We start from the raw sequence: 10832 nt of genomic DNA on the forward strand, positions 1-10832 counted from the left end.
AAGAATTATTTTAAAAAATTACCGAAGTGTTGTTATTCATAAATGGTACTTTATCTACTTTAAAAGCTTCAGCCCGTCTTTAGCCGATTGGTCGGCAGGAGAGATAATCAGCACGGTATTGAACAACCGTTTTGCATCTGACTTCTTTCCAAGGAAATATTTTGTCCAGGCAGTCATCAGCGTGGAGTAATAGTCGAACGGGTACATCGCCTGTACCAGCTCAAAATATATTTCTGCTTGCTGAAAATCTTTCCGGTAATAATAGATATTGCCTAATGCATAATTCACTTTCGAGTTCATTTTATCTAAAGTCAGAATCTGCTTGTAAACCTTTTCCAGCTCATCACCCTTTTTTTGAGCTTCCAGCGGGTAGCATAGGCCCAGTAGCGCTTCTACCGCTTTTGGTGCCAGTTGAATGGCAGAACGGTAATGTTTCTTGCTTGTTTCATAATCTTTTGACAGGTAATAGAGCCATCCCAGCCGAAGCGATTTGTGATAATCGTAACCGCTGACACTCTGCAGCACCCCGATAGCTTTCTGATAGTCTCCAGATGCTTCGTAACTGTAACTGTCAGAAAATACCTGTGATGGGTTAATCTGTGCCGTCGCCATCGGTACAATCGCTAAGAACAGCAGTATGATCAGGCTTTTAATGTTTAAAAATTCCATGAGAAAGAGATATTTATAAGGTGGTTGTTGTATTTATACGGGAGATAACGGGTGATTGAGGAGGCATAGCCTTCCCTTTGCTGCCATTGATATCCGGCGGTAGCCACCGCTTTTGTTATGTACCAGGAGAGGGTCAGCCCGGCAAGAGCTTTTACTGCATCGTAGGTGTCGTACACCATAAATGAATGATTGCTGATATAATTAAGGTGGTTGCCTATGCCGGCCGATCCTTCCAACCAAAGCTGTCTCGCCAGTTTGCATCCCAGATGCTGGGATACGATAAACTGGTTATTCACCCAGGAGTCACTGTTGAAGATAGCTGCCATTGAAGTGGTTCCGTAAAAGTTTAGGTTCCCCAACGGGTAATAGGTTAATGACCCTTTTGCCTGATACTGTTCCCAACCGCCAAAGTTGGACCAGGCAACGGCGATCTCCGGCATCAGGTAGGTCCATCTTTTATTGATAAATGCCAGGGCTGAAAATGCAGATGCCCTGTCCGTTTCAGAACTTGAGAGAGAAAAGAGGTTGTGACGTTTTATGAAGCCACGGCCGACTCCTGTTCCGTTGTTTTCAGCATAAGCGGAGGATTTGGTTGGCTTATCTTTCCCGTCGATACTGTAGTATCCTCCGGCTAATCCACACGAAAGGCTCTCCCCCGTAAAAAATTCGAATACTAAGTTTAGCTGGTGCTGAGACAGGATGTTACTATATAGCAAACCCGAGGCATTGTGGCGTTCAAAGGCGTTGTTGTAACGCTGGTATCCGAGTAGTAGCTTCGACCTGCCAGATAGGTTGATACCTATGCCCAGAGATGCAAATGCCATATTGCGGTACAGGTTAAGCGAATCTAGCCCCGTGAGTTTACTCCCCAGTTCGGGAGTGTTCCCGCTGTAGGAATAGCCACCCGAAATCGATATATAGTCAACCACTTGCGGAGAGTATCCGATGGTGGCCTGGACATGAGGCGGCAGCGACCGTGCAACAATATTGGCATTTGTTTTTTGTCCGCTCAGAAGATATGCATAATAAAGACTCTCCAGCAGAACAGGGTCTCCCGGATTTTGCTCCAGTGTCTTACGGTAATATCGTGCTGCATTTGCATAATTCTTCAGTTCAAAGTATGCAATAGCAGTACGGTAGTCCAGATAATAGAACCCGATCTGCCGGGCACGAGCCTTTTTGGAGGTCTCAATCAGCTTCTGATAATCCTTTTGCAGGTATTGCTGATATGTTATACTGTCGATACTGGCTGTTTCGGGTGGTTGTTGTGCAATGAGTGGTAGCATCGACAATATAAATGTCGAGATGAATGTTATACCCAGTCGATACATAATGTGTGATTTTTTGTGTTGATTTTGATTTGGTGATGATTCACTGTGATGACAGATATCCTTCTGTGAAGCTTAATGTTGAATGATTTTGTTTCCAGCAAACTTCTGTAAACCATCTTTTCCGGATAATGGATATTATCCGTTTCAATCAGTACCGACCGGTAACAAATTTGGGTGAAAATAACGAAAGGTGCCAGAAGATCCTGAAACCAGCGGGTTCCTTTAGGGTGCTCCTTAGTTAAAGGGATATTGTCCGAAACTGGTATCTCCCTTTCGTTAGACAGCAATAGTTTAAAGCAGCTTCGGTAGAAAAGATAAAGCGGTGACGATTTTTTCCCTTCAAAATCGGTGAAGTATAACATTGTGCCGTCATTTTCCATGTAGGCGGTTGCACGCGACTTTCGGCAGTGTATATAGGTTTTGTTGTATTCATCGGTAGCAATATACCATGAATATGGCTCATCATCATAAGTAACACTCATCGCTCTTCCCGGTTTGTTATCAAATGCCTTATGTGCCATCAGAGATGGTTGAATGTTGTAAATGGTACTCTTTTCTTCGGGTACCTTGCCAATATGCAGTAGGGGTTTCTCTTTTCCTTTCTCGAAAAAATATCCAATTGGATAGGCGTGGGTCTGTGCACCAATCTCGGGGGAGAGCTGCACCTGGAAGTGGAGATGCGGCTCGGATGAACGCCCCGAATTTCCGCAGGCGGCCAGGACAGTACCTCTGGTTACGTAATCACCGATGCGTACCTTGAAACTGTCTTTCTTTAGATGGCTTATCTGTGTATATAATCCGTTCAGGTGGTTGATGACAATACTGTTCCCCCAGTTTTTACGGGTGTTTACATCGCCTATCTCATTATCTTCGGTGATGTTGCCGATCATGTATACATAGCCATCGGCAGGGGCCATCACCGGTTTGTTGAAACAGTAAAAATCTTCTTTTTCCGCACAACGGCCTAAACAGGTAGATCCCTGCTCGTCTGTAATCACAAAATCGAGCGCTTTTCCCCATGCTCCCAGATGGGTGATGCCGCCATCATATCCCTGGCTAACCTGCCATTCCCCCAAAAAAGGAAGCTGCAGCTTGAACAATGACTCCTGTGAAAAGCGTTCCATGTAATTCACATATTTGTAAACAGTTTTCTCAGGATTGAAATATTGGATATAGGGAAATATGAAGAAGCGGCTCAGGCTTCGTTGTTTTAGAATGAACAATACAAGTATTGATAACAGGCTGAATGGCAGAGTATAAGATGATAGACCTAACCCGGCAATCAGATTTTCTATGCTTGCATAAAAAAGAAAGAGGGCCGGGGTGAGCACAATCACCAGCAGATAGCTGAAGCTGTTCGGTATAATAAAAAAACTACCAATAGCCATTCCCCAGAAGATATAGTTCACACCTGCAAGATTCCGGGTTAGTTCCTGTATATCCACGCCTAGCAGTTTGCTGGTAAAAAATGCGAAGAAAAATCCCAGGAAAGCAACCGTCGATTTGATGCGTGAATGAAAGATCAATGCAATCGTTATGATGATGCCGACCAACAGGCTGTCGGTGAAGAAAACCGATGCCAGCGTCTTGAAATAGTAGTAGAATATTGATGGAAGGGGAACCCTATCCATCGCATGCGCTACCGGATACCATGGTACCTCCATTTGATTGGCCAGCACAACCGTGAAGCGGTCGAACAGGCCGATTGTCTCTATTTTGGTAAAGGTTTTTACCGAAAGGTCAACGACGAAAAGTGTGAAAACAAAAGGAAGCGTAAGTATTGGAAGGCTGTGTTTTGAGAAAAGCGATTCTAGCCAGATGGTGAACATGAAGGCCATGATTACCGAGAAAACAAAGAGTATCAGAAATGAATTGTTCGTATAAAACTTGTACATTAGCCCTATTCCTACGAAAATAGCATTGAAACCATAAATTCCAGAACGGATTTTCTGCTTCGAGAAACCTAGTATATGAGCAATAATGTTGGTCAACAGCACGGCGGCTAACCCGCCTGCTCCCAGCCTGCAATCGAGCAGGCTAATCAGTAGGAGTATCAGCGAGAACCAGCGCTCCTTCGAAAAGAAAATCATACCGTAACTATTCAATGTCCCGTCAAGGTACATGAGTGTGTATGTTCTAAGCCTGTTACCCATTCAATTTCCTGTTTAACTTATTAGCACTGACTATACGCCTTTATTACAAGGTGAAACTTTTGAGGTGTTCAGGCACCTTCTCCTGTTGCACAATGGTATCAACTGATTCGCTTTTGCGAATAAGATGCACTTTCCCGCTGGTATCTATTATGACAACGTTGGGACGAAGCGTGATGAACTGCATCCATTGTGTCATATTGTAAGCTCCAACCTCATGTATCACTACACGGTCGCCCTTTTTTAAGAGTGGCAGGCTCACGCTTTCACGCAGACAGTCTATGTTCATACAAAGAGGCCCATAAAGTACCATTTCTTCGGCATGTTGTGTGAAGTCCTGTGCCGGTGATACTTTATGGTTATACCAAAAGGAGGTGAACAGGATGTTTACGCCTATATCAAGCACGGTAGCCCTGCGTCCGTCAGCAAGCCGTTTTGTAGCCAGCACCGATCCCAGCAGGTAGCCCGCTTCATCAATTAAGGCACGACCATTTTCCAGAATCAGCAGGGGCATTTCATCCGGCTTAAAGCCTGCTTGCAGGATTGTGCCGGTGATTGCTTCAGCATAGTCGTCGAACGTGGGAATCACATCCACTCCCTGCAGATAGGAGCCTTTCAGGGTGTTAGACGAACAGAAGCCGCCCCCCATATCTATATATTTAATCTTTATCCCGGCAGTTCCGGCAGTTTGTCGCGCCAGATCGCACATTTTTCTGGCAGCCACAGCATAGGCGTTTACCGTAAGCATGTAGGTGCCGATGTGGGTGTGTAAACCCTCCAACTGCAGGTTGGGCTGTGTGGCAATCTTCATGATCGCATTCCATGCCTGTCCCGATTCGTAATTAAAGCCAAAGCGATCCCACTGGGGATAGACACCGGTGTCCATGTTCACACGGATAGCCACCCTTGCCTTGTTGGCTGAACCTTCCAGCAGTTCAATCAACGTGTATAGCTCGTCGAAATGATCAATATGGATAAGAGAGTGGTTCTCAACCGCTCTTTTCAGGTCCTCTTCCGACTTATCGGGCCCGTTGAAGAGAATCAGGTTTCCGGGAACACCGTTGCGTATAGCTTTACGGTACTCAAAACCTGATACCACCTCCGCCCAGCTGCCCTCCTGATGGAAAATGTTGCAGACGGCATCAAGGTAGTTCGTTTTATAGCTCCAGGCAAACTGCACTTTTGGATAGCGCATTCTGAATGCTTTCAGCGCTTTCTGATAGGTCTGACGGATTGTTTTTTCACTGATTACGAAAAGAGGTGAGCCGTATTGTTCCATCAGGCTGGCGACAGCTACGCCATCGATCTGTTTTAACGGGGTATATCCGGTACGGCTGCCAAATTTATTTAACAGGCCTGTATTCAGCTTCTGAATGATTGGCCTTTCATAAGTCGGTTTCATAATTACATCTCTCCTGTTGTTGAAATTTTTTCAAATTCCGATATATCCACGATCATATCGTAGGAATAGCGGATAAACATTTTGCCGCTCTTATATTCCGTGAACGGCTTAACTTTTTTGCCCAGAGCCATTTTTAAAAGTGCTTCGGCATGATTCTGCCCGCATCCGTTGGCCAGGTACACCCAGGCCGGAAAGCGGGGATTCATCTCTAGCAGGTAATACTCATTTTTTTTTGTCTTTATGAATTCCAGCTCACAACCACCTCTCCAGCAGCTTTTCTCTATCACGTGGCGCGAAATTGCCAACAGCTCTTCATCTTCTAACGATATACCCGACCAGGCTTTACCCTTGTCGGTTATGTAGAGTTTACGCATCGGTATGGCACCGATACAGTTTCCCTGACCGTCTCCTATAGCGGTAACGTTCACTTCCGTGCCTGGAATAAACTCCTGCACAATCACCGGATAGCCCCATTTGGCAACAATCTTGTAGAAATACGAGCTTGCCTGCTCGTAGGATGAGGCAATATAAGCATCGTAATAACGCCCTTTGATCACCATAGGGTAATCTAGTTCGTCTTCCAATTTTTTGATCTCCGATACCTGGCTGATCATATGGTTTTGAGGTACTCTGACACCATATTTGTCACCAAATCTGGAGAGCTCTGGTTTTTGCCGTTCTTCGAACTGTTCGTGTGAAGGCAGGAAGGTTGCAATGCCCAACTCCGATTTCAGCTCCTTTTGAAGCTTGATGAAATTGTGTAACTCCGCATCGAAATTGGGAATTAGCACATCGATCGGTTCCCTGCCGGCAATGTATCGCAACCGTTCTTTTAGCACAGCCGATCCCGCTGTGGGTAACGGAAGCTGATATACACTGTCCACGAGATGGTGCATATATATTCCTGGCTCCAGTGTTTCATACGAAAGGCCAATAATGCGCACTTCAAACTCTTTGCTTTCTTTCAGTGCTCTTATTACCGGAATTCCAGGTCCCGGACTGTCGATATTGTTCAGTCCTGTTACGGCAACGGTGATTTTTGTTTTACTCATGTTCGGTTAGTTGATAGCTCTTCAGCATGGTCAGAAAATCATTCAGGTCCTTTTCTGCTGTATAGGTGTCCAATTCATACTCCTCCCGAAGGGCCTCCAGTATGTTTTTGTCACTCTCCCCCTCTTTCAGCTTTAGAAGGACAAAAATACCGGTCTGATTTACACTGAAGCTGTCGCCGGTGAGTGGATTAAAAATAAACCCGTTCTCACTGATAGCAATGTTTTTTCTAATTTTCATATCAGGTTGGCATTTGGTTTTGGATATGTGATTGTTCAATTCTGACAGTCATCATATCAAAAGTCAGTAACAAAAATAATCGTTTATTTGTGTTGTTCACAAAAAAACCTGCTGAAATTTTGTTTTCAGCAGGTTAAAGTTAGAAATCGGATTAGTAAAATCACCTATTTTGTCTCTCTCCAGTCACAGATGCCGTTTTTGTTGGCATCTACGAAGTTTATACCGCGACCCCTCCCATTGCGAATCCCGGCTCGGTATCCGGCGCCACGTCCGCGACGCGGTGTCCCTTTCTCGAAGTTGTCACAAACGCCGTTGCCATCGGCATCTATGAAATATCGTCCCCGCCCTTGTCCGTTACCAAATCCCATGCCTCTGCCACGTCCGCTGCCGTTGCGTAGTGCCTGTCTGCCATTGGCATTGGGATTCCCGGGGGTGCCTTTTTCGTAATTATCGCAAATGCCATTGTTGTTGCTATCTACGAATGCGGGGCCTCTCTGTATTGTTTGTCCGGCCTGGATCGTTTTATCCTGAACTTTTTCTGTTTGATCCTGATTTTGGGCAGCTGCCCATCCAATGGTGACAACCATCATTAATGTGATTGTAAAAAGTTTTGTTTTCATTTTTCTTTATTTATTTAATGATTTTGATTTATTGTTTACGGTTTATTCCACCCTCTCCCGTATCTATGTCTGTAGCCCCCTCCCGTGCTGTCCGGACGGTAATATCCGAATCCGCGCCGGGCGTTGCTTGTCTCATCCCTGTAGAGAGGAAGGAATGTTTCTTGCAGCCTGTAGCATTGAGCTGAATCACATACCGATTTAATTGAGAGGTAAAAATCGTTAGTGATTTTCTTCAGCTCAGCGTGATGCCTACCTATATGGTCTGATATGCTGTTCAACCTGATCGTGTCGGGCTGTTCCCTGTTCAACTCTATGAACATCTCTGTCTTCAGCGAATCCATCTCGTAGATCAGTAAGTTTGCCTGTGGCTGGAATTGCCGATTTGCTTTCCGGAAGGCGTTCATCTGCTCATCATCGAACCTAAGTGTCTGACGGAAATACCTTCCGGTGAGCGGAGCCCGGCTTTCATCTATAACAACTGCAGCCTCATTGTCTTTTACCTGCCGGTTATGATAAAAGATGGTTCCTATGGTGGTCAGGTTCAGCACCACTAACAGCGCAATTACCCATATCTGTATGCTGTTCTTCTTAGTCATAATCTTCCAAATTATAATATTCCAGGTTTTCTATCTGACTATCGTTGATATTCATACCCAGCTTCGGATAATAATCACCTTTATAACTATTTCCGAGAGTGATTCCCAACACTGTAACAGCAGCAAAACTGGCAGCCAGGGCAATGGCTTTCCACACAGATGGCCGGTAGTTTGCCTGCAGCTGCTTTCTTTCTATCTCCGCCAATACGCGTGTGCTCAGGTAGGGACTGGGGACCATCTGCTTTTCGCGTTCAATCAGGTCATTGATATATTTTTCTGTTCCCATTCTGTTGGTTTGTTTATATGTTTGACAAGTCTCCCATTATTTTCCTACGGTTTTATCCAGTTTCTTTTGCAGATTACCCTTTGCTCGTTGCAGTAGTTGTTCTACAGCCCCTTCTGATTTATTCATGATACGGGCGACCTCTTTCTGGGGCAGTTCTTCATATCTGCTCAACACAAAAGCTGTTCGTTGAGAGGTGGGAAGGCGGTCGATTGCCGCTTTTATCAGTCTGTCTCTCTCCGCTGCTTCCAATTGTTCAAGTGGCGTTTTCTCGTTGCTATAATAGTTGAAGATGTTTTCGAGCGACAGCAATAACCTGTTTTTACTGTTCCGTTTAATAAAATTAATGCTGCAGTTCGCTGTTATCCGGTAGAGCCATGTGGAAAACTCAGCCTTTCCTTTGAAGGAGTGCAACGATTCAAAAACCCTTATAAAAACCTCTTGGGTGAGGTCATCCGCATCAGCTTTGGAATGCACGAATCCCATGGCTGTGCGAAATACCACTCCCTGATATTTTTCTATTAATTCCTTAAAGGCTTGAGTGTTGCCGGAGTTAATTTTTTCTATGAGTTCTGAGTCCGTCAAAGTGCATGATGTTTGATTTAGTATTTAGACAACAGTTCCCTGATTTTCCTACGGTAGGATTACTTTTTACGGTTTTATTTCATTCTTTTACGTAAACGTTTTTTAATCTGCTTGATCGTTAACCGGAACCTGTTTCTTTTTTAACTCCTGGAGGGCTGTATGTGGCGGATGAAAAATAAATTGGTTGCCTGGTCGCTACTTCTCAAAATAGGTTTTCGTTGCTTTATTGTTAAGTCGCACCCGTACCCATTCAGTAATTTTCTTCTGCTCGTTGCGGTTCAGTTCCTTTTTTGATGTGAAGACTACGATAGGTATTCGTTCTGATCGGGTTGTATCGGTAAAAATAACCGACTCGGCATAGGAGCAGCTCTTCATCTGTGGGTATATTTGCCTGATCTCCTTTAAAAGGTTTTCTCCCATCCCAGGTATGTTTTGTATACTGTCCAGTCTCCATTGGGCTTTTTTCAAAGAGGAGGTGGTGATGTTGAGCTTGTTTTCCAGCTCCTGTGCTTCTGTTAAATAGCGACTGGCACTTTGTTTCAGAATTTCAGCATCTGCTCCTTCAATAATACTGATTTTTGAGGTGTCCAGCTGAAAGATAAGTGCTTTTTCTTTTATTTGAACCAGTTCTTCTTCGTTAGGCCCATATCCTGAATAGAGGAGTGATATTGAGCTCTGGTTCGGGTCCACCTTTGCTTCAATCAAGTAGCTGCCGCTTAAAATCGATATCTCCTGCAGATAACGGTTTGAACTTTCAGAAAAACGCTCCTTCCTTACCAGATCGTATCCGAATATGATGCTTGGGATGATGGTGATAAGCAAAATGGTGGTGATGGCGCTGTTAACCCTTTTACGCTGGGCTGGATCTATGATGCTGCGAATAGGAAGTTTAAGGATCTGACAGACGGTGAGTGATGATACCGCAATAAAAACTGTATTAATGGTGAAGAGGTAAAGGGCACCAAAGAAAAAATTCAACTGGAGGGTAGCAAGCCCGTAACCTGCAGTGCACAGAGGTGGCATTAGTGCAGTGGCAATTGCAACGCCGGGGATTACGTTCCCTTTCAATTTGCTGCTAATGGCTAATATCCCTGCCAGGCCTCCGAAAAGCGCAATAAATACATCGTAAATAGTGGGGCTTGTGCGTGCCAGTAATTCGGAATGAGCTGTATTTACCGGGGTGATGACAAAATAGAGTGTTGAAGTGATCAGACTTATACCGATGGCAAATGTGAGGTTTTTTATCGACCGCCTGAACAAATGCCAGTCATAGGTCGCGATGCTATACCCCATACCGTTGATGGGTCCCATCAGTGGAGATATAAGCATGGCACCTATGATTACCGCTGTTGAATTCATGTTCAGGCCCACCGATGCCACCAGGATGGCACACATTAGAATCCACAAGTTGGTTCCCTTGAAGACAATCCCTTTTTCAATTTCAGAGTGGATAACGTCAAAATCTTCCAGTTCTTTTCTGATGTCAAAATAGCTGATTATGCTCATTCTTTTTTGAGTATATGTTAATTATAGCAACGTAGTTTAAGTATGTTATAATTACTTTACTCTTCAAAGATGCAAAAAATAACTGGACATAACTTTTATTTTTTTATTTTTTTCATTGTGTAACAGAAAAACTTGCTTCATTGGAGTTATCAGCAGAACTTTGAGCAATCCACAGTTTAAAGTCGCCCGGTTCGGTTTTTTTCTTCATGTCAATTCCGTAGAAGGCCAGATCTTCGGAAGCAAGATTAAACGTTACCTGTTTGGATTCACCCGCCTTTAATGCAATCTTTTTAAACCCTTTTAGCTCTTTCACCGGGCGGGTTACGCTTGCAACAAGCTGTCGGGTATAAAGCTGTACTACAATCTCTCCGTCTGCCGGCCCTGTATTTCTGACATCAGC

At 44.3% G+C, this 10832-nt stretch carries 12 protein-coding genes; all 12 read right to left on the reverse strand.

Annotated features, from left to right (window positions below; all coding sequences use genetic code 11):
• Positions 1–54: 54 nt before the first annotated feature.
• Positions 55–669, reverse strand: a complete 615-nt coding sequence (locus B3B27_RS00695) for a tetratricopeptide repeat protein (RefSeq protein WP_238869117.1) — start codon at positions 667–669, stop codon at positions 55–57.
• Positions 657–2000 carry a tetratricopeptide repeat protein gene (locus B3B27_RS00700; protein WP_238869119.1) on the reverse strand — a complete coding sequence of 448 codons (1344 nt, stop codon included), beginning with the start codon at positions 1998–2000 and terminating at the stop codon, positions 657–659. Before B3B27_RS00700 ends, B3B27_RS00695 begins: the two co-directional genes overlap by 13 nt.
• Positions 1982–4153 (reverse strand): urea transporter, encoded by a 2172-nt coding sequence (locus tag B3B27_RS00705; RefSeq protein WP_286844953.1) that lies wholly within the window; start codon positions 4151–4153, stop codon positions 1982–1984. Before B3B27_RS00705 ends, B3B27_RS00700 begins: the two co-directional genes overlap by 19 nt.
• Before the next feature lie 43 nt (positions 4154–4196).
• Entirely contained in the window at positions 4197–5552 is a 1356-nt protein-coding gene (locus B3B27_RS00710; RefSeq protein WP_238869122.1) for an alanine racemase, read from the reverse strand.
• 2 nt (positions 5553–5554) lie between these two features.
• Positions 5555–6604, reverse strand: coding sequence for an ATP-grasp domain-containing protein (locus tag B3B27_RS00715; protein WP_286833532.1), 1050 nt, complete (start codon positions 6602–6604; stop codon positions 5555–5557).
• On the reverse strand, positions 6597–6842 hold the full coding sequence (locus tag B3B27_RS00720) for a PqqD family protein (RefSeq protein WP_238869124.1): 246 nt from the start codon (positions 6840–6842) through the stop codon (positions 6597–6599). The genes B3B27_RS00715 and B3B27_RS00720 overlap by 8 nt, the downstream gene beginning before the upstream one ends.
• A gap of 164 nt (positions 6843–7006) precedes the next feature.
• Positions 7007–7462 carry a hypothetical protein gene (locus tag B3B27_RS00725; protein WP_286846021.1) on the reverse strand — a complete coding sequence of 152 codons (456 nt, stop codon included), beginning with the start codon at positions 7460–7462 and terminating at the stop codon, positions 7007–7009.
• A 35-nt stretch (positions 7463–7497) separates the two neighbouring features.
• Entirely contained in the window at positions 7498–8058 is a 561-nt protein-coding gene (locus B3B27_RS00730) for a hypothetical protein (RefSeq protein ID WP_238869128.1), read from the reverse strand.
• Complete coding sequence (locus B3B27_RS00735; RefSeq protein WP_238869129.1) at positions 8051–8344, reverse strand: hypothetical protein; 294 nt, start codon at positions 8342–8344, stop codon at positions 8051–8053. The genes B3B27_RS00730 and B3B27_RS00735 overlap by 8 nt, the downstream gene beginning before the upstream one ends.
• 36 nt (positions 8345–8380) lie before the next feature.
• Entirely contained in the window at positions 8381–8926 is a 546-nt protein-coding gene (locus B3B27_RS00740) for an RNA polymerase sigma factor (RefSeq protein WP_238869130.1), read from the reverse strand.
• Between the two features lie 195 nt (positions 8927–9121).
• Entirely contained in the window at positions 9122–10432 is a 1311-nt protein-coding gene (locus B3B27_RS00745) for a TIGR00341 family protein (protein ID WP_286833535.1), read from the reverse strand.
• 112 nt (positions 10433–10544) lie between these two features.
• On the reverse strand, positions 10545–10832 hold a 288-nt coding region (locus B3B27_RS00750; RefSeq protein WP_286846508.1), incomplete at its 5' end, for a fibronectin type III-like domain-contianing protein.

The organism is Proteiniphilum sp. UBA5463 (genome assembly GCF_002427225.1).
Lineage (GTDB): Bacteria > Bacteroidota > Bacteroidia > Bacteroidales > Dysgonomonadaceae > Proteiniphilum > Proteiniphilum propionicum.

Coding starts and splice junctions, on each gene's coding strand:
- B3B27_RS00695 (WP_238869117.1), bottom strand. CDS start 669: ATGGAATTTTTAAACATTAAAAGCCTGATCATACTGCTGTTCTTAGCG.
- B3B27_RS00700 (WP_238869119.1), bottom strand. CDS start 2,000: ATGTATCGACTGGGTATAACATTCATCTCGACATTTATATTGTCGATG.
- B3B27_RS00705 (WP_286844953.1), bottom strand. CDS start 4,153: ATGGGTAACAGGCTTAGAACATACACACTCATGTACCTTGACGGGACA.
- B3B27_RS00710 (WP_238869122.1), bottom strand. CDS start 5,552: ATGAAACCGACTTATGAAAGGCCAATCATTCAGAAGCTGAATACAGGC.
- B3B27_RS00715 (WP_286833532.1), bottom strand. CDS start 6,604: ATGAGTAAAACAAAAATCACCGTTGCCGTAACAGGACTGAACAATATC.
- B3B27_RS00720 (WP_238869124.1), bottom strand. CDS start 6,842: ATGAAAATTAGAAAAAACATTGCTATCAGTGAGAACGGGTTTATTTTT.
- B3B27_RS00725 (WP_286846021.1), bottom strand. CDS start 7,462: ATGAAAACAAAACTTTTTACAATCACATTAATGATGGTTGTCACCATT.
- B3B27_RS00730 (WP_238869128.1), bottom strand. CDS start 8,058: ATGACTAAGAAGAACAGCATACAGATATGGGTAATTGCGCTGTTAGTG.
- B3B27_RS00735 (WP_238869129.1), bottom strand. CDS start 8,344: ATGGGAACAGAAAAATATATCAATGACCTGATTGAACGCGAAAAGCAG.
- B3B27_RS00745 (WP_286833535.1), bottom strand. CDS start 10,432: ATGAGCATAATCAGCTATTTTGACATCAGAAAAGAACTGGAAGATTTT.